Below are 25,550 nucleotides of genomic sequence, written 5' to 3'. Positions count from 1 at the left end.
CATGATCATAATTTTTGTTTAAACGCTTCAATCAGCCGGCTGCCCGAGTAGCCTTCTTTCACGAGCGACTCCAGAATGCTTTCTGATCCGGGGTGGTTTCTTGACACCATTTGACCGTAAATTAAAACTTGTATACTTCTTTCCAGCTCGACGATATTTTTGATGCTTCCCGTCAGCTGGGCGGGGCGGTTGCTTTTTTTCGTAATCGTTACAAACACCTTCGCTTCTTTCTGGCTTTTCATCAGCATGTCAAAAAAAGAAAAGTGTTCGGCCGGGACCAGTGCTTCAATTAACCAGTGATTTTCTCCGTCCTCTTTGTTGATAATCAATCCGTCTAAAAGGGGAAACTGCTCAATCGGCTGATCGTCTTTATCTAAACGTTCCACATTCAGATCAACCAGTTTAAAGGTTTTCATCTCTTATTTTCACCCCTGTTGTCCATGTTTCGTTCATTTATTATAACACATATCATTTTTCCCGGGAAAATGCTGTAAGACATGCTTCATCATTTTTGTAGGCGGTCAACATTTAATCATTTCTATTTTTTCATTATAATGTAAAAGAATATGGTCATGGAGAGATGCTTATGAATCAATTGCGCCTGAAGGAAATCTATATAGAAGACGGTTCAAGGCGAAAAGACGATCATTCCTACTTGGTATGCAAAAAGGAAGATTGTGAGGTGCATCTTAACAGAAGGGGAAATGTCGTCTTTTTATATGAAACAAAAGACCGCATGGAACAGTATAAAATTCAGCTTTCACTGACTGATAAAAAGCTGAGTTTTTACTGGTTCGCATGGGACGGCGGAAAGTTTGTCCGCATGTTTGAGAAAGACTGGCTCAAAACGAAACTTTTCTCGCGGCTGCTCAAAAATACATATTACATAAGCGGCCAAAAACAAAAGTTTTTTTTATCAGAAAGAAAAACGAAAACATAAGAGCAACCTGAACGGATAACGGCTTTTTCCGCTTTTTGCTTTCACGAGCCCTTGTACTACAATGAAGCCAGCCTCGAAAAAGAGAGGAGGATACGGCTTGTTTAACCACGTTATGCTTGTCGGCCGGCTGACGAAAGACCCGGAGCTCCGTTTTACATCAGCGGGCATTCCCGTCGCGCATATTACGTTGGCGGTAAACCGCAATTTTAAAAACGCGTCGGGTGAAACCGGAACCGACTTCGTCAACTGCACCATCTGGAGAAAAAACGCTGAAAATACGGCATTGTACTGCCAAAAAGGGTCAATGGTCGGTGTAAGCGGCAGAATCCAGACGAGAAGCTATGAAAAGACAGACGGCGTAAAAGTTTATGTGACCGAGGTCATGGCTGATACCGTTCGGTTTATGGATCAAAAACGGAAAGAGCCGCTGGCTGAATAGCATGCTTTTTTCCTCGATTTCCCGCCTTTTTCAGCGGGCCCCGCAATACCTCCTTCCCACTCGCCAGTCGAAAGACTGGTTTTTTTGTGCGGGAGCTAAAAAATGGTTAAAAAGAAGTGATTTCGCTTATGAATACTTAAAAACATTGAATATATTGGGATAAAAACTTATAATTACTTACAGATAAGTGACGAAAAAGGGAATGAGGACGTGTATCAAGAAGAAAGACTGATTGCGATAATGGAATATTTGAAACAGCATCGGCGGATCACCGCTGAACAGATATGTTCGCTGCTTCATATTTCAAGAGATACCGCAAGAAGGGACCTTGTAAAGCTGAAAGAGCGCGGGGCCATTATCAGAACACGGGGCGGCGCGATTCTGCCGTCGGTGAATCAGGAAGTTCCGGGCTATTCGGGCCGGCTGAAAACCGTTTCTGAAGAGAAAAACAAAATCGGCAAGCTGGCCGCATCCCTGATCCATAAAGGAGACCGGATCATCCTGGACACATCGACAACCGTGCAGGCCTGCGCGGAGCATTTAAATGTCACCGGCTGCACTGTTATTACAAATTCGATCAATCAGGCCGATATCCTTTCCGCAAAAGAGGGAATTGATATTCACCTGCTCGGCGGAAAGCTCCAGAAGGAACACCGGTTTTTATACGGGGCTTCCGTTGTAGAAAAACTGGGGGATTATCACGCCGATAAGGTGCTGATCGGCGTTGTCGGCATCTCGGAAAACGGCCTGACGATTCCGCATGAAGAAGACGGCATGGTAAAGCGTAAAATGATCCGACAGGCGGAACAGGTGATTGCGCTGAGCGATCACTCCAAGCTTGGCCGTACGAGTTTTTATCAGTATGCAGCTCTGCATGAAATTGACCTGCTGATTACCGATCAGCTGCCTGATCAGGATTTTTGCGATCTGCTCGACCGGCACGGCGTAGAATTGCTTGTAACTGAATCTGAAGAAGAGGATGAGGACATGTGAAACTGATTGCCATAGATCTGGACGGCACACTGCTGAACAGCAGTCATCAAGTAAGCGATGAAAATGAGCGGGCTTTAAGGGAAGCCCGGCAAGCGGGAATTGAAATCGTGGTTTCCACGGGACGCGCGCATTTTGACGTGCACTCCATATTCGAACCGCTCGGCATAAAAACGTGGGTCATCAGCGCAAACGGAGCCGCCATTCATGCTCCTGACGGCAGCCTGTACCACTGTGATGCGATTGAAGAAACAAGAGCCCGCGGCATTTTGTCATGGCTTGAAGAGAATCAATATTACTATGAGGTGTTTACAAACAAAGCCATCTATACGCCTGAAACCGGCAGGCAGCTGCTCGAAATCGAAATGGACCGGGTGAAAAGCGCCAATCCGGAAACCGATCTTTCCGTTTTGGAACAGGCGGCTTCAGTGCAATACAGCCAGTCCGGCTTTGCTTACATTCATTCATACCGTGAGCTCTTTGAGAAAGAAGAGCATCTGGATTTTTATAATATTCTCGGATTTTCGTTTGATGAGCGGAAGCTGAAAGCGGGCTGGGACCGATTCAGCGGTCAGAAAGATCTCACCCTTGTCAGCTCTGCCGATCACAACTTCGAACTGGCGTCTCGAAACGCCTCTAAAGGGCAGGCGCTCAAACGGCTGGCGCAAAAGCTCGGCATTCCGATGGCTGAAACCGCCGCGGTCGGTGACAGCTTAAATGACTATTCAATGCTTCAGGCGGCCGGAAAAGGCATAGCGATGGGGAATGCGAGAGAAGATATTAAGGAGATCGCTGATGCCGTTACATTGACAAATGATCAAAACGGCGTTGCGCATATGATCAGGAATTTACTGTGAAAGGTATGGCGATACTGTTCATGACTGGCGTGACGCATTCATGGCAAATGCGGCGTAACAGTAAGGACGACATAAAAGACCGGCTCTTCTGAGAGAGCCGGCCTTTTTGCGTTTAATGTGATTGCGCCGATGCGCTGAGGGTGAATAATTCTTCAAGCTCAGCGGATGACAGCTCGGTAATCCAATTTTCACTTTGGATAATCTGATCGTTCAGCGTTTGTTTCGTTTCGAGCATGGCATCAATTTTTTCTTCAATCGTTCCCGTCGTAATGAGTTTGTGAACGTGGACGAACCGTTCCTGGCCGATTCGGTAGGCGCGGTCGGTCGCCTGGTTTTCCACCGCCGGATTCCACCATCTGTCATAGTGAATGACATGATTGGCAGCCGTCAGGTTCAGGCCGGTTCCGCCCGCTTTCAGTGACAAAATCAGCGTCGGGTATTCTTTCTTCTGGAACCGTTCGACGAGAGAATCGCGTTCCTGCTTGGATAGGCTTCCGTTTAAAAACTGAACCGGTTCTCCGAATGTTTTTTCCAGGAGGCGCTTCATCATATTGCCCATCTGAATGTATTGGGTGAAAATGAGGCAGCTTTCCCCCTGTCCGCGGATCACCGCCATTAAATCAAGCAGCTTTTCCAGTTTGACGGATCTCCCGTTTAACAGCTCTGTCTGTTCTTCCTTCAAATAGAGCGCAGGATGGTCGCATATTTGCTTCAAGCGGCCGAGCATGCTCAGAATCAGCGCTTTCCGCTGCATCCCGGTCAGAGAAGCCATATGTTCAAATGTATCTTTGACAAGCTGTTCATAAAGGGATGCCTGTTCGGCTGAGAGCGGGATAAACTCTTTTTGTTCCAGCTTGTCAGGAAGATTAAGCGCCACTTCTTCATCCCGTTTTGTCCGGCGCAGTAAAAACGGCCGGATTAACTGCTGAAGCTGGTTGATTCTTTTTTCGTCACGGTCTTTTTCAATCGGCAGCACATAGCGTTTATGAAAGCCGGTCAGACTGCCGAGATAGCCTTTGTTCATAAAATCAAAGATCGACCAAAGCTCTGTCAGGCGGTTTTCCATCGGTGTTCCGCTCAGCGCGATATGATGGACGCCTTTCAGCTTTCTGATCGCGCGGGACTGCTTCGTATGCGCGTTTTTAATATTTTGCGCTTCATCAAGGCAGATGGTGCTCCATGTCACGGAAGAAAGCTCTTCCTGATCGGCGTGCGACAGGCCGTAAGAAGTAAGAACGACGTCCGCGTCCTGATAGGCCGGGACAAATGCTTCCCCCTTCGGCCGGCGGGGACCGTAATGAAGCACGGCCTTCAGCTGCGGCGCGAAGGTCTGGAGCTCACGCTGCCAGTTGCCGAGCACCGATGTCGGCGCAATGATTAAGGCAGGCGCTTTTTGCCGGCCGCTTTCCTTCACATGGAGAAAATAAGCGATCATCTGAATCGTCTTTCCAAGTCCCATGTCATCTGCGAGACAGGCGCCGAAGCCGTTTTCCCGTAAAAACAGAAGCCAGTTCATGCCGTACATCTGATAAGGGCGGAGCTGGCCCTGAAACGCGGCGCTGACTTCATGTTCCGGCAGATCCCGGGCTTCCGTCAGTTTGCGGATCAGGCTTCTGAGCTGCTTTGATAATTCGATCTTGATCCCGGCAAATGCCGATGAGTCAATGATGTCTGTGTCCTCGGCTCCGTTTTCCCCGTGATCCATCAGTTCGCGCGCCAGCACGTCGGACATGTGGAGGCCCTCAGATTCCGCTTTTTCCATCAGTTTTTTCATCTGTTTAATAAATTGTGGATCAATTTTCACCCATTGGCCGCGGATGTTGACGAGACGTCTGTTGTTTGCGACAAGCTCATTGAATTCATCCTCTGTCAGCTCAATACCGTTTGTGGCGAATCTCCAGTTGAAATCAAGCAGAGCGTTCATGCCGACGAAGGACTCGCCCCGCGGCGAGGATGACACTTTCGCCTTGAGCATCATATTGCTGTCCCGGACAATCTGCCACCATGATGGGAGAAGAATCTCCACACCCATATCGACAATCGTCTCACTCGCTTCCGATAAGAAGATCCAAGCCTCTTCTTCAGATATCAGCGTCGTTCCTGAATCAAACGAAAGCCAGGGAACCGTTCTGCGGAAGCGGTCCTGTTCGCGCGCGATTTTTCCGCTGTATGCCTGCCACGCTTTTTTCAGTCCCTTCAGTCCGTCAAAAAAGGTGATGGAGCCGGTTTTTTTCTCACGTAAAAACATTTCGATTTTCCAGTCGTCACCGTCGAAATCAGGCTCGTTTAATCGGAGCCCGACGGTAAACGGCGTCAGATCGTCATGCCAGCCGATGCCCTCGAGAAAATCATCTTCATCCAAAAAGGAGCCTTTAAACGTATGAACGGCCGGCGAGCGGGTTTCGATCTGCCGCCATTTTTCCAGCAGGTCATCATTGTACTGAATGTAGTCCTGGACCGCGGCTGAGAACCAGTCTGCCGTAAAGCCTTCCAGCAAAAGCTCGCGGTCTTTGAAGCGCAGGACGCCATTTTGCCAAGCCTCATAATCCGGAAGAAAATCGCCGTCGGCAATAAATTCGTATATCGTCGAAGCCGCTTCGATTAACGGTTCCGTTTCCTTTGTCAGCTGCACGGTGCTGAATGAATTGAACGAGTTTTTTCCGAGCAGCTCGACGGTCATCCACGGGCTGAGCAGAACGGCCGGAGTGCCGATGAAGCTGACGTCTTCAAGAAACGTTCCGTAAAAGGTGGACTCATGCCATTGGAACAAATGAGTCTTCATCTGACTGAGAGTAAGCGGCTGCTCCTTCTCATCATGGCTTGACAGCGTAAATGTCCAATCTTCCATTTGTTCTACATGAATGAAAATTTCCTTAAGACTCGCCATCAATCAACTTTCCTTTCTGCAATTCTTCTTGAAGGGCGCGCAGCCTCTTGTAGCTTGCGCTCAGCCGGCTGATATACCGCTCCCATACCTGCTGTTTTTTTGCCTTTTTATAAAGCGTCCGCAGTTTTTTCAGATGGCGCGCAGCCTCTTTATAGGCGCTGCGGTTTTTTTGGTCGATAAAAAAGGCCGCCGCCCGGTGATAGGAGGGGATGAGCGCTTCCGGATCACTGGCGGCAATTTCCTTCAGGATGTCCTTTTCGATTTCCCAGACGGAAAAACCGACGAGGCTGTGAATCTCCACCCACTCCGCGTACCGTCGTTTTTCGTACAGGTACTGGCTGTATTCGGTAAAGGTATAGGGAAGGCAGCCGGAAGCAAACCGTTCAAACAGCTGATCATCCCGTGAGTGCCGCGCATAATCCGCTAATAGCGCAAACAGCTCTCCGATGATGTCGCGCATTTCTTTAAACGGCTTATCAAGCTTCGTATAGTTCACGGCAAGCGGTTCGATCCGGCCATACCATGCTTTCAGCCGTTTCCAGTCTTTTTTCGCGGTGAGTTCACCGAGCCATTGAAAGGTATACGGCAGCGCTTCAGGAGGGAAGCGGGACATATCTTCAAAGACAGATTCATCATCTTTTTGCAAAAAGGCCAGATGAAGCCGTCCGAACCGCACTTCCGGCGAAAAACGGCGCCCGCTTTCCTGTTCGAGAATCTCCTGTTCACGCGCGACCCATTTCGGCCGGTTCAAAAGCGCGCTCCACATTTCACCGAATACCCGGAGGCGTTCGTATTGAAAAAGCTCTTCTTTCACAAGCAGTCTGCGGAGCACCGGGGGCGTCCGGTCTAAAAAGGGATCGAGTGAAAAAGACAAAGCGTACGTTTTCAGTCTGTCAATGGAGGAATAAATCGTATCCATCAGCTGTTCCACGTATGGATTGATGCTGTAATAATCTTTTTCGGCATCCAATCTGCCTGACTCAATCAAAGTGAACATGTGAAGCCAGACGGCAAGCGCCGAATGAATCTGATATAAGCTTTTAAGCTCGGGTTTTTTCGGAGCGTGTTTTTTGAGCGCTGACAGATAGCCGTAATAAAGGCCCTGCATCGTCTGGCTTCCGGCCGGCGTCCGCGCCTCCCACAGCGAGAATTCCGAATCAAAAAAAGCGAGCCAGCTTGACAGCGACTCTTCATTCGGCAGCACTTTTTCCTGAAACTGCCGGCGGACAAGCTCCCTGCTTTCCTCAAGCTTTTCTCTTTCCAGCCAATGTTCGGTAAAGGTACCGACCCGCTCGAATTGGGCATATACATAAAGAAAAACGGCCAGCACGTGGCGGCAGATCGCCTCAGACGGGCATGCGCAGCCGCTTTTCACCATGAAAAATAAGTTCAGCGTGACCCTTACAGGCACAACATCCTGCACATATGCGGAAATCTCTGTCGGGGTTTGAACCTGTATACGATAGACGGAATCCTGCCGATATAAAATGAGTGCTTTCTTCATCAGCTGAACATTGTCTTCATTGTAAGGAAGAAGTTCTTTAAGCTGTTCAGCCGCTGCGAGCACATCTTCTTTAGCAATCATATCCTGAAGCATGATTATCGCTCCTAACGAGTCACAAAATAAAAAGATTCCAATTCCTCTATTATATCGCAACACATGGCCCGGAAAAAGTTTTTCCTAAAAAAGGACATAAAAACCCGAATGTGTCGAATGATGTATTAGAGATTGCAAAACAGCACCCGACAGCATATAATAATCTTGTTTTCAATTTAATGGAAGCCGAAAGGAAACGAATGATGAAGAAAACGAAGTTAGATCAAGAGGAGTTTCTGAAGATTTTAATGCATGCGCACGACATTGGTGAGCAGTCCTCTGAGATGACCACAAAAGAAATGCTTGAGAATTTGATTTCTTATATTAAAAATGGATATGCAACATAAAATCCCGCAGGCTCTTGGCCGCGGGATTTTTTAATCTTCCTGTGACACCAGTATTTAAAGCGCTTACAAAAATAAAACAGATTGAAGTGATTGTCTATTTTTGTCGAATTTTGTCATTTGAAAAGGTTAGAAATGACAGTTTAAAACTGTATAATCGTAATTGGAAAAGATCATTGGAGGGAATGGGAATACGCGGAAAGTGATATGGAGGTTATATGGGAGAATCTACAAGCATAAAGGAAATATTCGCAATACTGAGAAAGCGTCTGCTGTTTATACTTATTATTACCGCGGCGGCATCTGCCGCAGGCGGACTCATCAGTTTCTTCGCTCTTACGCCGGTCTATGAAAACTCAACTCAAATTTTGGTCAGCCAATCCAAAAACAATCAAAAAGAAGTCCAATTCAATGACGTTCAAACCAACCTCCAATTAATCAACACGTATAATGTCATCATCAAAAGCCCGGTCATCCTTGACGAAGTGATTAAACAGCTGCATCTGTCCATGACTTCGAAAGAGCTGGAATCGAAAATTACGGTATCCAGCGAGCAGGATTCACAAGTCGTGACGATTGCCGTGAGGGATACGGATGCTAAGCGGGCGGCCGTTATGGCAAATGCGGTTGCAGCCGTTTTTCAGGACAAGATCACTGCCATTATGAACGTGGATAATGTCAGCATCCTTTCAAAGGCCGAAGCGGCGGACAGCCAGTCACCGGCAGAGCCTAACCGTAAGCTGAACATCGCGATTGCGTTTGCCGCCGGACTTTTGGGCGGAATCGGTCTCGCCTTTTTGCTGGAACATCTGGATAATACGATCAAATCGGAAGAACAGCTGGAATCGCTGCTCGGCATCCCGATCCTGGGAACGGTTACTTCAATCAGTACTAAAGACAGCGTTGCCAAAAACTTGAGGATGGCGGAAACCAAACAAGCGGGGGGCGGACATGTTGACGCGTAAAAAAGACAAACCCGGAAAACGAAGCGTGATTGCGATGTCTGAGCCGAAATCCATCAACTCAGAACAATATCGCACGATCCGCACAAACATTGAATTTTCTTCCGTTGATACGGAGGTGAAGTCTCTTTTGATCACATCCGCCGGTCCGGAAGAAGGAAAATCGACAACCGCGGCCAACCTTGCCGTCGTATTTGCACAGCAGGGGAAAAAAGTGCTTTTAATTGATGCGGATCTGCGCAAACCGACGGTTCATTTCACTTTCAAATTGGACAACGGAACCGGATTAACGTCGCTGCTGTTAAAACAGATGCCGTTTCAGAAAGCCGTCCTGCCGGCTGATGAAGCAAACCTGGATATTTTAACGAGCGGGCCGATCCCGCCCAATCCGGCGGAGCTTTTATCGACGGGTGCTATGAAAGATCTTCTGTCAGAAGCCGCCGCAGTTTATGATAAGGTGATTTTGGATACACCTCCCGTTTTGGCCGTAGCAGATACGAAAATATTAGGCAGCTACACTGACGGGGCCATTATGGTGATCTCAAGCGGGAAAACGGACAAGGAAAAAGCGGCCAAGGCGAAAGAAGCGCTCGATTACTGCCCGTGCAAGCTCCTTGGGGCCGTGATGAACGGGAAGAAACAAACGAAACACTCGGACTACGCCTATTACGGACAATAATGTCATAATGGGCGCGGTCCATTCTTTTTAAGGAGGGATTGAAATATGATAGATATCCATTGTCACATCCTTCCTTCCATAGACGACGGCGCGGCGGATGATACAGAAAGCCTGAAGATGGCGAGAGAAGCGGTCAGACAGGGGATTGATACGATCATCGCGACGCCGCATCATGTGAAATACCGCTATGACACGGACCGGCATACGATCAACGAAGCGGTTAGCCTGTTAAACAAACGTTTGAACAAGGAAGGCATTCCGCTGACTGTTCTGCCCGGCCAGGAAATCAGAACAGACGGAGATCTGCTGACAGGTCTTCAAAGCGGCTCGCTTGTTCCGCTCCATAATACAAAGTATGTGCTGGCGGAATTTCCGGCGGATCATGTCCCGGCCTACGCTGAAAGGCTGTTTTATGAACTGCAGCTGAACGGATATGTCCCCGTCATCGCCCATCCGGAGCGGAACAGAGAAATTCGCGAAAACCCTTCCGTCCTATACAGTCTTGTGAAGAAAGGCGCGGCCGCCCAAGTGACGGCCGGCTGCATTGCCGGAGCATTCGGGCGGAAAGCGAAATCCTTTTCGCTGCAGCTGATGGAAGCGAATTTGATCCACTTTCTCGCATCTGACGCCCATAATCTCGGACCGAGAAATTTTTATTATCAGGAGGCGCTCGGCGTTCTGAAAAAAGAAGCAGGGGCTGAGCTGATTTACATGCTCGCGGAAAATGCGGCGCTTCTCGCTGAAAACAAAGCCGTTTATAAGGAACCTCCGCTGCCTGTGGCCCGCCGTAAGCGCTGGGGTCTTTTTTAATCGTCGTCTCCATCCCGTTTAAATGAAGCGTAAGCGGCTGTTTTGCAAGATGATTCTTTTATGCTTATGCTATTATCAGCGGCCGGCGCCGTTTTTTCCTATCATGACCTCAGGCTTCCGGCATTCAGCCGGTGCCGGGATCATATGATAATAACGGTAAGCTGCCCAGCAGCAATTTCTAAACGGTTGGGGGAACACGATGAAAATAACAGTGATCGGAACAGGCTACGTCGGTCTTGTGACAGGAGTGTCTCTTTCAGAAATCGGCCATGACGTAACATGCATAGATATTGATGAACGTAAGGTTGAGCAGATGAGAAAGGGATTGTCCCCTATCTTTGAACCGGGCCTTGAAGATATGATGAAACGAAATATCGGCCGGCATCGGCTGGCATTTGAAACGAGCTACGAAAAAGGGCTTGCGGAAGCGGACGTTATTTTTATAGCGGTCGGAACACCGCAAAAAGAAGACGGGCACGCAAACCTTACTTATATTGAAAATGTCGCCGAACGGATTGCCGAACATATTTGTAAAGATGCGATCGTCGTGACAAAAAGCACGGTTCCCGTGGGAACGAATGACAGGATCAGCGAAGTTATTCATTCACGGCTGAAAGCGGACGTGAACATTTCAATCGCCTCGAACCCGGAATTTCTCCGTGAAGGTTCGGCAATTCACGATACCTTTCACGGAGACCGCATCGTGATCGGGGCTGAAGACCGGCAGACGCGGGAAACGCTTGACCGGGTTTTCGCGCCGCTTGCGATTCCGGTATATCATACGGACATCAGAAGCGCTGAGATGATCAAATATGCGTCAAACGCATTTTTAGCGGCGAAAATCAGTTTTATTAATGAAATTTCTCATATATGTGAAAAAGTCGGTGCGGATGTGGAATCAGTCGCACACGGAATGGGATTGGATAAACGGATCGGCAATCAATTCTTAAGAGCCGGCATCGGTTACGGCGGTTCCTGTTTTCCGAAGGATACAAACGCCCTCGTGCAGATCGCGGGACATGTGGAGCATGATTTTGAATTGCTGAAGTCCGTCATTAAAGTCAACAATAACCAGCAGTCCATGCTGGTTGATAAAGTGCTGAACAGGCTCGGCGGTGTGACGGGGAAGACCATCGCGTTATTAGGGCTGTCTTTTAAGCCGAATACAGATGATATGCGGGATGCGCCGTCCATTGTCATTGCGGATCGTCTGGCGGCTCTTGACGCCCGGATGACAGCGTACGATCCGATCGCTTCATTCCGGGCTTCCGGGCTGCTTCCGGCTGAAGTTTCCTATCGGGAGTCCATAGAAGAAGCCGTCAGGGGAGCGGATGCCGTCCTGATTCTGACAGATTGGGAACAAATTAAACACTTCCCGCTTGAAGCGTACAAAGAGCTGATGGAAACCCCGGTTATTTTCGACGGGAGAAACTGCCACTCGCTTGAGGAAGCGGAACAGGCGGGCGTGGAATATATCTCAATCGGAAGAAGAGCCGTCGTGCCTCAGACTGATTCTGTCACTTGAAAGGCCGGCGGACCGCGCCGGCCTTTTATCATACAATCTTTAGAGACGAAGGAGATATTTATCGTGGAAAAAACATGGAAATTGCCGAAGCAAATGGAATCATCCCGCGGTCTGCTGGAAACGTCAGCACGGCCTTTTATCAAACTGCACGTCAAAAAAGCTGAAACGGGGCGGTATGACAGTAAAATTGCAGGAGACCCCTATTTTCCGAAACATGAACCATATCCTAAAGATGAAAGCGGCAGGCCGATGAAGCTTCTCGCTCAAATCAATTTTGCGGATATGCCCGGACTCCCTGATTTTCCGGACACCGGCATTCTTCAGTTTTACATATCGGTCAGTGATGACGTATACGGTCTGAATTTTGACGACGGGTGCGCGCAAACGGGTTTCTGCGTCAAATATTTTGAACATGTGACAGCAGAAGAAGCGGAGCTCATGGATGATTTTTCTTTCGTTCAGGTTGAAGAGGAGTACGATTTTCCGATTCAATCCGAAGCGCTGATCACCCCTGAGCTGTCTGCTGAATGGGTGCTCCCGTCTGATTTTCAATTCAGGCAGTATGCCGGGATGGATGCCTTTGACTATTTCGAGCAGTTTGACGATGAGGTGTATGACGAATATACGGCGAACGCATTCGGCCATAAAATCGGCGGCTATGCGTCCTTCACCCAGGAAGATCCGCGGTCTTATTCTCATCAAAACCATACGATTCTGCTTTTGCAAATTGATTCAGATGATGACATTGATTCGATGTGGGGAGATGTGGGAATCGCCAATTTCTTTATCAGACCGGAAGATTTGAAGAAAAAAGATTTCTCAAACGTTTTGTACAACTGGGACTGCAGTTAACGACAGTATGATGATCATGATACAAGGCAAAGGAGACGGTTAATCACTGTCTCCTTTTTTTTAGGGAATTTATCATGGATACATAGAGGAGATCGATGAATGGATATGCCGTTTATGTGAGTCTTTTGGCGTTAATGATGAGCATCTCGGCTGTTGAAAATAAGCCATTTAACCTATTTAAGCTGCTTTCTGTCTATTTTAAAATATAATATATGGAAATATAGTATGGAAAAGTCTGTGCTTTTTGTACGACTTTTTGCGTAAGACGAGGTGAAAACAGATGAGCCATTCAAGCACATTAAGCTATATTAACAGCACGATCAGCCATAAACTGGGCGAGGTTGAACACCAAATTGATAAATTAAAAGAAGCGAAAAGAGAGATAGAATCTCTGCAGGAAGAGGGCGTATCTGAAATCAGGGACATCCTCAGGCCGCACCTGGACCATCATTGGACCGGCACTTTTGCTGAAGAATTTGATGACCGGCGCGATCAGGCCCATACAGAAGCATACAGAATCGTCACAGACAAATACGACGGTTATATTTACCGAATCGGCTTAAAGATGACACAGCTTGAAATTGAAAAAGGAGGGCTCCTTGCCGCCAGAAGCATTGCGAGAGAGGCAGAGCACCTGCTGACGCTGGGAGAAGAAGCCCTTGACACGGTCGGAGAAAAAATACAATCAATCAAAAGAAGCTGGAGTTGGTTTTAATGGCAGAAATAAAACTCAAATACGGAACCGTCATGAAGCAGCTTGAATCCGTCAGCAGCGCTTTGGAGGCTGTTTCGATCGGGAACGCCGGTTCAAACGGAAAAAACAAGCTCGACTATACCTCCAAGTACCAATCCCGCGAGGCAAAGCTTGTATCGATGATCAGCGAATACAAGCAGGCCGTTCATAAGAATATCGCGGACGTTAAAGACAACGTAGATTCTTTGAAAGAACAGGACGAGGCGATCGCCGTAAAATAACGAAAGAAAGGACTTGCCGATGAGCAAAGTGTTTGAATCACAATCGTTAACGGACGAAGCAGATAAGAGAAAGAAACAATACGAAGCCCTTGAAGAGCAGCTGCGTGCGCTCAAACAAGCCTTTCAAGGCGTGGCCGATCTGGGTGATGCTTTGAAAGGGAAAGGCGCAGACAATATAAAAGATTTTTTTCAGGGACAAGCGGAAATCGCCGACAGCTGGCTGACGCTAGTCTCTGCTCAAATTGCGTTTTTAAATGGCATTTCAGGTGACATTAAAGATCAAGAACTCAGCGATACATATGTGGAGACTTCATTTTTGGAGCATGAGCTGCCCAACGCGGATTTGAAAGCTTCAGAGATTGTCTCCGCTCATAAAGCAGAAATCGATTCAATTTTGTCAGGCATCAGCGATATTATTCATCTCGACACATATACGCTGGATGATTACGCTGATAAAATGGGCGATGCCCAGAAAACCAGACGTGATACAATCACGGCAGTCGATACGCTTGATGAATCCCTGACTGCTGAATATCAAAACTTAGAATCTCTGGACAACGCAGTGCTCAGCAAATATTCTGTTCTCATGCAGGCCACCAGCAACGGGAAAAGCGCATCCCCTATGTACTATGACAAAAAAGCCTTCCACAGCAATGAAATCTACAAAAGCGTCACGGCGACAGAAAAACAGGGAACGGACTATATTGACGCAAAAGCCCAGCAGGCTGAAGCAAGACGGCTTCAGGAAAAGGCTGAAGAAGAAGCCAATAAACCATGGTACGAAAAAACATGGGACGGCATCTGCAACTTTACCGGCGAAGTCACCGGCTATTATGATTATAAAAGAGCAGCCGAAGGCGTTGATCCGGTGACCGGAGAAAAACTCTCCACCGCAGAACGCGTCACAGCAGGAGCGATGGCCGCCGCCGGATTCATACCGGTCGTCGGCTGGGCGGGCCGCGCTTTCAAAGGCGGAAAAGCCATTTACAAAACCGGAAAAACCGTCATTGCCGCAGAACATGCTTTAGATGCCTATAAAACCGGAAAATCCTTAGACATTCTCAAAATGACAGAAATGGGCGCATACGGCCTTGTCGCCTCAAACGGATTCTCCGAAGCCGTCACAGGCCGGGATATGTTCGGAAACAAAGTGTCCGAGGAGAAGCGGAAGCAAGGGGCACTGGAAGCTGCGCTGAGTTTGGTTGGAGCCGGTGCATTGGCGAAGCATGTAAACAAAGGCATACCGCTTGCAAAATCGCCACAAGCATCAAAAGTTGAAAAAGGAAAAAAGATTCTAGACCAAGTAAAAGAATTCAAAGTACCGACGAATGTAAAAATTCGTGTCCACAAGACTGTCACACCAGATGGCGCAACTTTCCCAATCATTCATGCTGATGTGAAAACGACTGCTGTGAAAGATCTTGGGATTGTGAAGATGGCTGGTGGTGGTGGCGGGAATAGTAAGAAACTTTTCGGTCAAAATGGAACTCAAATTGCAAGTAAGACAACATGGCAAAATGGGAAGACAGAAAGAATAGACATTGAAAACCCAAATCCAGGGCAAAGAGAAGGTCAAATTCACTATCACGAGCCAAATAATAAAAAATGGTATTTCGATGTAGAAACAAAAAAGTTTTATGACCAAAAAACAGGTGAAGATGCACCTAGCAAAATTCAAAAAGTACTTAAAGACAAGAGTGTTCAGAAAGCTATAAATAAGGGATTGAAATTTTTAGGTGAGGATCCTGTATTTTAGTATAGGAGTGAAGATTATATATGGAATATACAAATAAAAATATGAAAAGACTAAAAGAACGACTTGAAGATCGGAGTAATGCAAATAAAGTTGACCTATCTAAATTAAAGGATATTATTTCACCTAATATAGTTAAAGTAGACGATTGCTATATTCTAGATCTAGAGTATGAGTTAACTGATAATACAACGATAAATTGGAATAGAATTTTGAAAATGTACGGGGATAAAACGGGGTATGAAGCATCGTGTAATGAGCTCCGCATAAACGATTATTTAGACAACAGTGATTTGTCTGATGAAGAGATTTCACTTTATGCGTTTCAGGTAGTAGACGGTTGGGAACAACATTTAAAAGAAAAATTTCCTGAGCATAAATTTGTTGTGATTATAAGTATTGATGAAGGTTTTGCGACACTTAGATTTCATAAATATAGAGAAGAGGAAAGCGGTTGGCTAAAGGCCGACATTGAAGAGTACGGAAACGAAGCTATCCTTGTAAAAGAAATTAACTTTAGTAATAAAATTTAACTAAAAAAGCAGGTAGTTATACTATACCTGCTTTTTTAGTTTTTACCTTGTGAAAGCAAGAAACATTACAAATGATCAAGCTTTTACAGGATTAATGGTAAAACTAATTCAAAACTGTTGATTTATAGAGAAAAAAATTAAAGTTTGAGTTTTGTGAAAAGTGAAATAAAATGATTCAAAAATGTAAAGGAGAGAATGTAATGTCGCAAGAACAGAAGTTAATTATATTGAATGAAATGTTTAAAAAAGAAGGCGATGAAGAAGACGTTGAAGGGTTAACAATAATGATTGATGGGGTTATCAAGCAAGTTTTTAATACAATAAAAAATGAAAGAAATTATAAAAGTAATAATGAAGTTATGAGAGATATTATCTTTGAAGGAATTAATAGTATAGTTGGAAAATCTTGAAGGTTTTAATGCAAAATAGAAACGCCTTCAGATCTCTTTTATATTTCACCTGGATAGCTACGGAAACTCTGGTTAACCGATGAGAAAAAAAGTCGCTGTCCACTCTCTGCCTCCTAAAAATGTGTCACTCGTTTCATACGGGTGAGGGCCTTGTAAGTTTCGGCATTCTATAAGACATTAGGCTGAGTTACATGGTAAAAGACTCAAAAAAGACCCCTTACGAAAGGGGTCTTTTTGACTAGTTTCTTCTATTATAATGGTTCCTGCTTCAGGTCGGGCGTACAAGTGTATATGTCTTCCCGAGTCTGGCGTATTCGTTCCCCGCGAGCCTTGCCGCAGGCTTCAGCTCATCTGTCCGTATGTAGCCTTTATCGGCGTCATATACTTGGTCATTCAAATGAAAACAAACGACTCTGCCGATGATGAGGTCTGTCGTCGTTTCTCCGCTGTCATTTTGGAACGGAAGATGGCGTTCGAGTATACATTCAAACCTCACTTTTGCTTCTTTTATACCGGGAACGCTGATGCAAGCGCTGTCTGTCACAGAAAAGTCTGTCATGCCAAGTTCACTGACATCAGGATCAAGCCTTGCCGCCGTTTTGTTAATGTCTTCAATAATGGACTCATCACTGACGTGCACCACGAATTCCCGATGAGCGATTGCGTTTCTCGCGGTGTCTTTCTGCCGACCGTCCGCGCGGCTGACTGAGATGGCCAGAAGCGGCGGTTCTGCGGAGACAACGTTATAGAAACTGAAGGGCGCCGCGTTTACGGCGCCGTTGATGGATGACCGCGTAGTGACAAATGCGATCGGCCGGGGAACAACTGTGCCCGAAAGCAATTTGTAAGTGTCTTTTGCGTTCAGTTCGTCTGCTCGTAAGATATGCATGATTTCGGCCGCCTTTCTTTATCGTATGACCTGATTATACAGAAAGAAAATTCGGAAACACAACAAAAGAAAACCGGCTGCATATCTTATCACGTGGCATATATCTGATTGAGGAAAAAGGCTTCCGTTTAGCCGGCAGCCTATTTACGAATGGTGTTACTTGTAGTTTTTCTTTACAACCCAGATGTTCCCGTCTTTCCAGTACTCTGTTTTGCTGCAGTAATCGTCTTTTTTGCAAGGGTCTTTTTTCTGAGGACGATAAGGTTTTTTCTGCGTGCGTTTTTTCTTGCGGCGGCATGATTTCTTGTGGCTGCGAGATTTTTTGTGAGACCGGCATGATTTTTTATGGCTGCGAGATTTTTTGTGAGAACGGGATTTTTTATGACTGCGAGATTTTTTGTGAGAACGGGATTTTTTATGACTGCGAGATTTTTTGTGAGAACGGGATTTTTTATGACTGCGAGATTTTTTGTGAGAACGGGATTTTTTATGGCTGCGAGATTTTTTGTGAGAACGGGATTTTTTATGGCTGCGAGATTTTTTGTGAGAGCGGCACGATTTTTTATGGCTGCGAGATTTTTTGTGAGAGCGGCACGATTTTTTATGGCTGCGAGATTTTTTGTGAGAACGGGATTTTTTACGGCTGCGAGATTTTCTCTTCTTACTGCTTTTTGGTTCTTGGTACAAATAATCTTCCAATCCCTCGGTGCTTGCGGACTTTACTGCTTCTTCGATATCAGAATGGGAATAGTGGCCCATTTTGAAACCTCCTCATGATATATGTTTTAAGGATGCGATCCTTACTACCACATAGTACGCATGAATGAAAAAAGTGTATGTGTGATTCGCTGAGTTTTATATAAAAAGCACAGCCTAAATTAATACAGGGAGGTTTACTGATGAAAGACCAATCAACATTGCCTCTATACCAGCTGTTTATTCACCCGAAAGACTTAATGGAGCTGAAAAAAGACATTTGGGATGATGATCCGGTGCCCGCGGTGCTGAGAGTGAATCAAAAACGGCTTGACATTGATCTGGCGTACCGCGGCTCTCATATAAGAGATTTCAAGAAAAAATCGTATCATATCGCTTTTTATTCGCCGAAAACATTTCGCAGGGCGAAAGAGATACATTTAAACGCTGAATACAAAGATCCGTCGATGATGCGGAATAAGCTGTCTCTCGATTTCTTCGCGGAGCTTGGGACGCTGTCACCAAAGGCGAATTTCGTAACCCTGCAAATCAATGGCAGACATGAGGGGGTGTATCTTGAGCTGGAGTCAGTGGATGAATATTTTCTGGCGAAACGGAATTTGGCGGACGGCGCTGTTTTTTACGCGGTTGATGACGACGCCAATTTCTCCCTCGTCAGTGATCTGGAGCGGGATACGAAAACATCGCTCGAACTTGGTTATGAAAAGAAAACGGGAACGAAAGAAGACGATTTATACTTGCAGGATATGATCTATAAAATTAATACCGTGCCGAAGTCAGAGTTCAAGGGGGAGATCGTCAAACACTTGGACGTCGATAAGTATTTGCGGTGGCTTGCGGGCATCGTGTTTACCTCAAACTACGATGGATTTGTTCATAATTACGCTTTGTACCGGAATCATGAAACGGGACTTTTTGAAGTCATTCCGTGGGATTACGATGCGACGTGGGGAAGAGACATTCATGGTGATCGGATGGAGGCCGATTATGTCAGAATACAAGGGTTTAATACCTTGACTGCAAGGCTTCTGGATGAACCGTATTTCCGCAAAGCGTACAAACGGCTTTTGGAAGAGACGCTTCAGACCCGGTTTACCATTGAACATATGAAGCCGAAGGTCATGTCACTGTATGAGCAGATCAGGCCGCATGTCGCGAAGGATCCATATAAGAAAGAAGAGATTGATTGCTTTGACCGGGAGCCTGAAGTGATTTGCGAATACATTAAGGAGCGGTCAGCCTTCATCAGCAGTGAGTTAGAGCGGTGGAATATCTGATTTGGAAATGAAGAAAGATTTTTTACAAATAGGCTGGTGAATCAGTTCCCGAAAATAATCGTGATACGTATATATGCATTATGCTTTTTACATTATGAGAAAAATGACTAGGAGGACAATAGATGAAACGCAATACGAAGCGGCAGCGGTCTGATGACAACTTTTTGCATGCAATGGAAGGAAAAGTGATTACTGTCTACCGGGGAGGCCCGGAGTCCAAGACAGGGAGATTAGCAGACATTCAATCGGATTATATCGCTCTTCAGGTTGATAATAAAATCGTTTATTATCAATGGAAACACGTGAAAAGTGTGACGGAAAATACGAGTGAAACCGTATCGCCGGCCGAAGCGGCAGAATGTGAAAAAGCTGATGATTTTCAAGACCTGATCAGCCGGATGACCAATCGCACGGTGCAATTGAATCAGGGAGGTCCGGAATCGAAAAGAGGAAAGCTTCACGAAACAGGGGATGATTTTCTCGTGCTGGAAACGGAAGATGACGGAATTGTATATTTTAACGCCGACCATGTCAAAAGCATCAGCGCGGAACAAGAAGAGGACGGCCAAGAGGAGGAGCGCCCGGAATTTGAAATGGCTGATGATTTTCACGGCATATTTAAACGCCTGATCCACAAATGGGTATCCATCAACCGCGGAGGTCCTGAAGCCGTTGAAGGTATACTTGTGGATAATTCCGACGGCCACTACACTCTTGTGAAAGATAAAGAAGTGCTGCGGATCTATCCTTTTCATATCAAGAGCATCAGCGAAGGGGCAAAAGGAGCAGCTAAAAAAGAGGAGAATAAAGACGACGAGAATAAAGGTGAGAAAGAGAGCGCCGAAGAAGAAAAGCCGCATGAAGAAGAATCACGCGAAGAGCAGCGTACTTCCTCCAAAAAGTCGAAAAGATCATCAAGATCCGTTCGATCTTCAAAACGGGAGGAAGAGAACTCTTATAGCTACGCCACTGTATTAAGGACAATAGATTATCGGTGGAAACGCGGCCGTAAATGATTGGAAAGATTGTCCGTAAACGCGGGAGAGGGGGGAATGAAATGGCTGGATTAAGCAGATTTCTGGATAAACAAGTCGATATTGAGATATCGGGGAATACGACATTTTCAGGAACTCTTTTGGATATCGGTCAGGATATCATTGTGATTCATGACGGCCGGACGTTTCTTTATATTCCGCTGCTGCATCTTCAGAGGATGACATTGACGCTCCCGGACGAAGAGAATAAAGAACCGTACGCAAGAAAAAAAAGTCCGCATCCCGAAAAACAGGAACATTCCTTTTCTTACCGGAATACCCTCCAGCATATAAAAGGCAGATTCACAGAAATATTTGTTACGGGAGACCGTTCCATTCATGGGTATGTGACAAGTGTTTTAAATGATTATTTTGTTTTCTTCTCTCCGGTTTATAAGACTCTTTTCATCTCGATGCATCATTTGAAATGGCTGACACCCTATTCCGATGAGCAGACGCCGTATACATTAAACAGTTCAGAGCTGCCGGTTGTTCCCGCTAATGTGCCCCTTGTCCGGAATTTTGAGGAACAATTAAAAAGATATATCGGGAAGCTGATTATTCTGGATTTAGGAGATATACCGAATAAAGTGGGGCTGTTGCAGGATGTCTCAGATAATATTCTTGAATTGACCAATGCAGACGGCGATACTGTTTTTTGGAAATTGAATCATTTAAAAACCATGCACCTGCCATAAATGATAAAACTGCCTCTCTTATACAGCAGGCAGTTTTTTTTCATGGGAGCTAAAGGTAAATCCAACTGATCCAAACATATAAAACGGTAATGGTAAACACGACAGTGAGAGGGACAACGATAATGGTCGTTTTGATATATTCTGACCAAGAAACTTTTTCGCCGTGCTGTCTGATGATATGCATCCAGATCAGCGTGGCTAATGTCCCGATCGGCAGAAGCAATGATCCGATATCACTGCCGATAATATTAGCCAGATAAATGATTTTTACGGTTAATGGGTCGATGGACATTTCAGTTAAGGTCAAAGTGCTGATCATTAAGGCGGGATGGTTATTGAACAAATTAGAGAGGACGGATGTAGCAATGCCCATAATAGATGCAGCGTGGGCAATGCTTTGTGAGACATAAGGCTCAATAGACTGAACAAGCAGCGCCGTCAGTCCGATATTATGCAGTCCGTAGATGATAATGTACATCGTGAAGGCAAAAATAAAGATATGCCAAGGCGCTTTCCTTAATAAATCTGCCGGTCCGATTTTTAAATAAAACCATCTCCAGCCAAGCAGGATGACTGAACTGATGACAGCCACGAGCGAAACGGATATGCCGTTGTAAGAAGCTGCAAACAGACTGATCCGGACGAACAATACAAATGCCAAAACACAAAACATGATGTTCGTACGGCTGTTTTGGGTCGGGTCTGGCGGAGGCTGAAGCGGATGATATCGTTTGTGTTCCAGCGAGTCAAAATGAACCGGAATATCGGGGAGCTGTTTCGGCAAACGGCGGTAAAAAACGGCAAACAGCAGAAAGGCCATAAACACCAGTCCCAGCGTGCCGGGGATAAACATCATATTGGTGTACAAATAAAGGTCCATGCCTATCATTTTGAGAGAAATTAAATTGACGATATTACTGACGCCGATCGGGGTGCTTGCCGCCGTCGCAATTAATACGCCGCTTATTAAATACGGTGTTTTCTGATGTCTTTTAAGTCCGAGATATTGTAAGACCAATAGTAAAATAGGAGTGGTGATTAAGACGCTGCCGTCATTATTCAGAAAAAGCGTCATTGAAAAACAGAGCAGGTTGGTCAGCCAAAAAAGCCGGATGCCCGATCCCTTGGCGCGGTGAAGCAGTTTGGCCGCCGCCCAGTTAAAAAAACCGAAGCTTTCCAGCGCGATTGCCATAATCATTGTGGAGATAATGGTGATTGATGCTCCGGTGACTTTTGACCCTATATCCCCCAAATCATGAAAGGAAACGGTTCCGCATAACAAAACGAGAATGGCGCCCAGCGACGCCGGAACGGCTTCATTTAATCCCCCGGGTCTCCAAAATATAAAAATAATGGTCACAAAGAAAGAAATCAGGGTCAAAATGACGGTAATATGTGTAATGTGTTGTGCCTCCTTTTAGATGGGTCATTGCCGCCCCGTTATTTTTATCCCTCCTGATCAGTTGTACTGTATGTATACGGGTACAGGTCGTAAGGTGTACTGAGCGTTTCTACCAATTTAGTAAAAATCCATAAAAGCACAAAAAAAGAGGCTGCTTTCGGCGGCCCTCTTTTTTATGCATTTTCCTTATCCGCCTGCAATAAAGCCTGGCGCTTATTCATAATATCCAGAAAATGTTTCAGGATCGGATTTTGATTATCCTTGCGGTAGGCAATGACCCATTCGGCAGTGAGCTGCGCCTGATTAATGCCGCGGTAGGCGACTTCGAGATTAAACAGCTTTTTAGCAGAAGAAGGCACAAAGGTTACACCGATACCGGCACTAACCAATCCGATCACCATTTGATACTCCGTCGCTTCCTGAACGATTTTCGGTTTGAAGCCCGCCTGCTCGCAGTAGTTTACAAACTCCAGGTATAAAGTCGGCCATGTTTCTTTCGACAGTGTGATAATCGGTTCATTTTTTAAATCCTGAATGTCGATTGTCTGTTTAGCGGTAAGCGGGTGCTGCTTCGGCAAAGCCAGAATGCACGGGCTGCTCTGCACCTTTTCCATATGTAACGCGGAATGCTGTAAAGGCGGATGAAGGATGCCGATATCAATGTTCCCCTTCAGAAGTTCTTCCTGCTGTCTGAAAGAAGAAATTTCACGCAGATCAAGCTTGACGGAGGGGAATTTTTCGCGGAATTCCCGAATGATCGGCGGCAGAAATTCATATGTGGCCGAGCCGACAAAACCGACGACAAGGCGGCCGAGCTCTCCCCGCGCCGTTCTCTGCGCCATTTCAATCGCTTTGTCTATTTCTTCGATCGCGTTTCTGCTGTGTTTTAAAAAACTTTCTCCGGCAGCTGAAAGCTCTACAACCCGTTTCGTGCGCTTTAATAAGGTCACGCCGACTTCCTTCTCAAGCTGTTTGATCTGCTGGCTGAGAGGCGGCTGTGTCATATTTAACCGAAGCGCCGCTTTGCCGAAATGAAGTTCTTCGGCAACGGCAATAAAGTATTGAAGATGGCGAAGCTCCATCCTTATCCATTCCTTTCTCTTTGTTAATTATTCGTGAAACATATTAATCATACGGCGAATTGATATTGGAGGTCAATTTCCAAAGAGTGTATAGTGAATAATATCACAAATTACTTAAAATTTTATATTTAATATGCATAATAAGGAGTGAGGGTGTTGGCAAAAGCAACAAATGAACTAAAAACCTCTGAAAAAAATCGGGGGGCGGAGCTTGTTGTTGATTGCTTAGTGGAGCAAGGTGTCACACATGTTTTTGGCATTCCGGGTGCAAAAATTGATGCAGTATTTGATGCGTTAAAAGATAAAGGACCTGAACTGGTTTTATGCCGTCACGAACAGAACGCTGCATTTATGGCTGCGGCTGTCGGAAGACTGACTGGAAAACCAGGCGTTTGTCTCGTTACTTCAGGCCCGGGGGCATCCAACTTGGCGACCGGCTTGTTAACGGCTAATACAGAAGGTGATCCGGTAGTGGCGCTGGCGGGTAACGTAATTCGCGCAGACCGGTTAAAACGGACACACCAATCATTGGACAATGCGGCGCTATTTCAGCCGATTACAAAATACAGTGTAGAAGTACAGGAAACAGGGAATATACCAGAAGCGGTAACAAACGCCTTCAGGGCAGCGTCAGCAGGTCAGGCAGGCGCGGCTTTCGTGAGCTTTCCGCAGGATGTTGTGAATGAAATCACAAATGTGAAAAACGTACGCAGCGTGCCGGCGCCGAAACAAGGCCCTGCACCGGAAGAAGCGGTCAGCGCGGCTATCGCGAAAATCCAGACGGCAAAACTTCCCGTTCTGTTAGTCGGCATGAAAGGCGGAAGACCGGAGGCGGTAAAACAAATCCGCAAACTGCTTGCCAAAACAAAACTGCCTTTCGTAGAAACGTACCAAGGGGCCGGCACATTGTCCAGAGAGCTGGAAGACCAATATTTCGGCCGGATCGGACTGTTCCGCAACCAGCCGGGCGATCTTCTGCTTGAACAGGCGGATGTCGTATTAACGATCGGTTATGATCCGATTGAATACGATCCGAAGTTCTGGAACGTAAACGGTGACCGTGCTATTATCCATCTTGACGAAATCCAGGCCGATATCGATCATGCCTATCAGCCGGAATTAGAATTATTAGGCGATATCGCCGCTACGGTTAAACAAATTGAACACGACGCTGTGACATTTGATATGGGCAGCCGTGAACAAGAAGTGCTGAGCGAATTAAAACAGATGCTCACAGACAGCGAGAAGGCGCCAAGCGACCATAAATCCGACAGAGTGCATCCTCTGCAAATCGTCCAAGAACTGCGCAATGCAATTGATGACGACGTAACCGTCACTTGCGATATCGGTTCTCACGCGATCTGGATGTCCCGCTACTTCCGCGCTTATGAGCCTCTGAAACTGTTGATCAGCAACGGCATGCAGACATTGGGCGTAGCGCTTCCTTGGGCGATTGCCGCCACATTGGTGAATCCGGGTGAAAAAGTCGTATCCGTTTCAGGGGACGGAGGATTCCTGTTCTCTGCAATGGAATTGGAAACGGCAGTCCGCTTAAAAGCGCCGATCGTTCACCTTGTATGGAATGACAGCACATATGATATGGTCGCATTCCAGCAAATGAAAAAATATAACCGTACATCATGCGTAGATTTCGGAAACATTGACATCGTAAAATATGCAGAAAGCTTCGGCGCCACCGGCTTGCGCGTTGAGTCACCGGAACAGCTGGCAGACGTGCTGCAAAAAGGCTTGAACACAGAAGGCCCTGTCATCATTGACATTCCTGTCGATTACAGTGACAATGTCCATTTATCAAGCGACATGCTTCCGAAGCAATTCAAAGAAAAAATGAAAGCAAAAGCTCTCTAGCACTCTGCGCACCATGACCTGTTTTCTAA

Annotated in this window: 26 protein-coding genes; 19 read left to right on the top strand and 7 right to left on the bottom strand. The window is 46.1% G+C overall.

Features of this window, described 5'->3' with window-relative positions; genetic code table 11:
• Positions 1-5: 5 nt before the first annotated feature.
• Complete coding sequence (locus tag JNUCC22_RS16935) at positions 6-416, bottom strand: YwpF-like family protein (protein WP_007407558.1); 411 nt, start codon at positions 414-416, stop codon at positions 6-8.
• A 170-nt stretch (positions 417-586) separates the two neighbouring features.
• Between JNUCC22_RS16935 and JNUCC22_RS16930 the strand changes: the two genes are divergently transcribed.
• The 4 genes from JNUCC22_RS16930 to JNUCC22_RS16915 all read left to right on the top strand — a co-directional run bounded on the left by JNUCC22_RS16930 (position 587) and on the right by JNUCC22_RS16915 (position 3,226).
• The gene (locus tag JNUCC22_RS16930; RefSeq protein ID WP_003151247.1) at positions 587-940 is read left to right on the top strand and encodes a hypothetical protein; all 354 of its coding nucleotides are present in this window, start codon (positions 587-589) and stop codon (positions 938-940) included.
• Between the two features lie 97 nt (positions 941-1,037).
• Positions 1,038-1,379, top strand: a complete 342-nt coding sequence (gene ssb / locus JNUCC22_RS16925) for a single-stranded DNA-binding protein (RefSeq protein ID WP_119001947.1) — start codon at positions 1,038-1,040, stop codon at positions 1,377-1,379.
• A gap of 210 nt (positions 1,380-1,589) precedes the next feature.
• The gene (locus tag JNUCC22_RS16920; protein WP_020956457.1) at positions 1,590-2,372 is read left to right on the top strand and encodes a transcriptional regulator GlcR; all 783 of its coding nucleotides are present in this window, start codon (positions 1,590-1,592) and stop codon (positions 2,370-2,372) included.
• Positions 2,369-3,226 carry a Cof-type HAD-IIB family hydrolase gene (locus tag JNUCC22_RS16915; protein ID WP_007407555.1) on the top strand — a complete coding sequence of 286 codons (858 nt, stop codon included), beginning with the start codon at positions 2,369-2,371 and terminating at the stop codon, positions 3,224-3,226. The genes JNUCC22_RS16920 and JNUCC22_RS16915 overlap by 4 nt, the downstream gene beginning before the upstream one ends.
• A gap of 112 nt (positions 3,227-3,338) precedes the next feature.
• Here the strand turns inward: JNUCC22_RS16915 and JNUCC22_RS16910 are convergent, their stop codons facing one another.
• On the bottom strand, positions 3,339-6,113 hold the full coding sequence (locus JNUCC22_RS16910; RefSeq protein WP_106079911.1) for a DEAD/DEAH box helicase: 2,775 nt from the start codon (positions 6,111-6,113) through the stop codon (positions 3,339-3,341).
• Entirely contained in the window at positions 6,100-7,710 is a 1,611-nt protein-coding gene (locus JNUCC22_RS16905; protein ID WP_015240739.1) for an SWIM zinc finger family protein, read from the bottom strand. The genes JNUCC22_RS16910 and JNUCC22_RS16905 overlap by 14 nt, the downstream gene beginning before the upstream one ends.
• Positions 7,711-7,913: 203 nt before the next feature.
• On the opposite strand from JNUCC22_RS16905, the gene JNUCC22_RS16900 reads away from it, so the two are divergent.
• The 11 genes from JNUCC22_RS16900 to JNUCC22_RS16850 all read left to right on the top strand — a co-directional run bounded on the left by JNUCC22_RS16900 (position 7,914) and on the right by JNUCC22_RS16850 (position 16,553).
• On the top strand, positions 7,914-8,057 hold the full coding sequence (locus JNUCC22_RS16900) for a YwzD family small protein (protein ID WP_003151259.1): 144 nt from the start codon (positions 7,914-7,916) through the stop codon (positions 8,055-8,057).
• 215 nt (positions 8,058-8,272) lie between these two features.
• Positions 8,273-9,019 carry a protein-tyrosine kinase activator TkmA gene (locus JNUCC22_RS16895; protein ID WP_007407552.1) on the top strand — a complete coding sequence of 249 codons (747 nt, stop codon included), beginning with the start codon at positions 8,273-8,275 and terminating at the stop codon, positions 9,017-9,019.
• A complete protein-coding gene (locus JNUCC22_RS16890; RefSeq protein WP_007614272.1) occupies positions 9,006-9,695 on the top strand; it encodes a CpsD/CapB family tyrosine-protein kinase in 690 nt (229 codons plus the stop codon). Before JNUCC22_RS16895 ends, JNUCC22_RS16890 begins: the two co-directional genes overlap by 14 nt.
• 45 nt (positions 9,696-9,740) lie before the next feature.
• On the top strand, positions 9,741-10,505 hold the full coding sequence (locus JNUCC22_RS16885; protein WP_015240737.1) for a tyrosine-protein phosphatase: 765 nt from the start codon (positions 9,741-9,743) through the stop codon (positions 10,503-10,505).
• 199 nt (positions 10,506-10,704) lie between these two features.
• Positions 10,705-12,030, top strand: a complete 1,326-nt coding sequence (locus JNUCC22_RS16880) for a UDP-glucose dehydrogenase family protein (RefSeq protein ID WP_012118631.1) — start codon at positions 10,705-10,707, stop codon at positions 12,028-12,030.
• Between the two features lie 63 nt (positions 12,031-12,093).
• Complete coding sequence (locus JNUCC22_RS16875; protein WP_069006832.1) at positions 12,094-12,882, top strand: YwqG family protein; 789 nt, start codon at positions 12,094-12,096, stop codon at positions 12,880-12,882.
• Between the two features lie 280 nt (positions 12,883-13,162).
• Positions 13,163-13,597 carry a coiled-coil domain-containing protein gene (locus tag JNUCC22_RS16870; RefSeq protein WP_072589651.1) on the top strand — a complete coding sequence of 145 codons (435 nt, stop codon included), beginning with the start codon at positions 13,163-13,165 and terminating at the stop codon, positions 13,595-13,597.
• The gene (locus tag JNUCC22_RS16865; protein ID WP_007407543.1) at positions 13,597-13,857 is read left to right on the top strand and encodes a YwqI/YxiC family protein; all 261 of its coding nucleotides are present in this window, start codon (positions 13,597-13,599) and stop codon (positions 13,855-13,857) included. Before JNUCC22_RS16870 ends, JNUCC22_RS16865 begins: the two co-directional genes overlap by 1 nt.
• Before the next feature lie 19 nt (positions 13,858-13,876).
• Positions 13,877-15,613, top strand: coding sequence for a ribonuclease YeeF family protein (locus JNUCC22_RS16860; RefSeq protein ID WP_216061941.1), 1,737 nt, complete (start codon positions 13,877-13,879; stop codon positions 15,611-15,613).
• A 20-nt stretch (positions 15,614-15,633) separates the two neighbouring features.
• Positions 15,634-16,143: a hypothetical protein gene (locus JNUCC22_RS16855; protein WP_043020921.1), complete on the top strand. Its 510-nt coding sequence runs from the start codon at positions 15,634-15,636 to the stop codon at positions 16,141-16,143.
• A gap of 200 nt (positions 16,144-16,343) precedes the next feature.
• Entirely contained in the window at positions 16,344-16,553 is a 210-nt protein-coding gene (locus JNUCC22_RS16850) for a hypothetical protein (RefSeq protein ID WP_216061940.1), read from the top strand.
• Positions 16,554-16,821: 268 nt separating this feature from the next.
• Here the strand turns inward: JNUCC22_RS16850 and JNUCC22_RS16845 are convergent, their stop codons facing one another.
• Together JNUCC22_RS16845 and JNUCC22_RS16840 are read right to left on the bottom strand one after the other, a co-directional pair.
• Positions 16,822-17,442, bottom strand: coding sequence for a flavin reductase family protein (locus JNUCC22_RS16845; protein ID WP_007407534.1), 621 nt, complete (start codon positions 17,440-17,442; stop codon positions 16,822-16,824).
• Between the two features lie 156 nt (positions 17,443-17,598).
• A complete protein-coding gene (locus tag JNUCC22_RS16840; RefSeq protein ID WP_216061939.1) occupies positions 17,599-18,201 on the bottom strand; it encodes a CotG/ExsB N-terminal domain-containing protein in 603 nt (200 codons plus the stop codon).
• Between the two features lie 140 nt (positions 18,202-18,341).
• Here JNUCC22_RS16840 and JNUCC22_RS16835 point away from each other — a divergent pair, with 140 nt between their 5' ends.
• The 3 genes from JNUCC22_RS16835 to JNUCC22_RS16825 all read left to right on the top strand — a co-directional run bounded on the left by JNUCC22_RS16835 (position 18,342) and on the right by JNUCC22_RS16825 (position 21,168).
• Positions 18,342-19,436, top strand: a complete 1,095-nt coding sequence (locus JNUCC22_RS16835) for a CotH kinase family protein (protein WP_007407532.1) — start codon at positions 18,342-18,344, stop codon at positions 19,434-19,436.
• Between the two features lie 122 nt (positions 19,437-19,558).
• Entirely contained in the window at positions 19,559-20,452 is an 894-nt protein-coding gene (locus JNUCC22_RS16830; RefSeq protein WP_007407531.1) for a hypothetical protein, read from the top strand.
• A gap of 41 nt (positions 20,453-20,493) precedes the next feature.
• Positions 20,494-21,168: a hypothetical protein gene (locus JNUCC22_RS16825; protein ID WP_007407530.1), complete on the top strand. Its 675-nt coding sequence runs from the start codon at positions 20,494-20,496 to the stop codon at positions 21,166-21,168.
• Between the two features lie 49 nt (positions 21,169-21,217).
• On the opposite strand, the gene JNUCC22_RS16820 is transcribed toward JNUCC22_RS16825, so the two are convergent.
• Together JNUCC22_RS16820 and alsR are read right to left on the bottom strand one after the other, a co-directional pair.
• Complete coding sequence (locus tag JNUCC22_RS16820) at positions 21,218-22,549, bottom strand: arsenic transporter (RefSeq protein ID WP_012118610.1); 1,332 nt, start codon at positions 22,547-22,549, stop codon at positions 21,218-21,220.
• Positions 22,550-22,743: 194 nt separating this feature from the next.
• Complete coding sequence (gene alsR, locus JNUCC22_RS16815) at positions 22,744-23,652, bottom strand: acetoin biosynthesis transcriptional regulator AlsR (protein ID WP_003151316.1); 909 nt, start codon at positions 23,650-23,652, stop codon at positions 22,744-22,746.
• 156 nt (positions 23,653-23,808) lie between these two features.
• Here alsR and alsS point away from each other — a divergent pair, with 156 nt between their 5' ends.
• The gene (gene alsS, locus JNUCC22_RS16810; protein ID WP_032860108.1) at positions 23,809-25,521 is read left to right on the top strand and encodes an acetolactate synthase AlsS; all 1,713 of its coding nucleotides are present in this window, start codon (positions 23,809-23,811) and stop codon (positions 25,519-25,521) included.
• Positions 25,522-25,550: the final 29 nt, after the last annotated feature.

The sequence above is a fragment of the Bacillus sp. JNUCC-22 genome, assembly GCF_018861275.1.
Lineage (GTDB): Bacteria > Bacillota > Bacilli > Bacillales > Bacillaceae > Bacillus > Bacillus velezensis.
The sequence above is the reverse complement of the archived record's forward strand: the minus strand, read 5'-3'. Positions and strand labels throughout refer to the sequence as shown.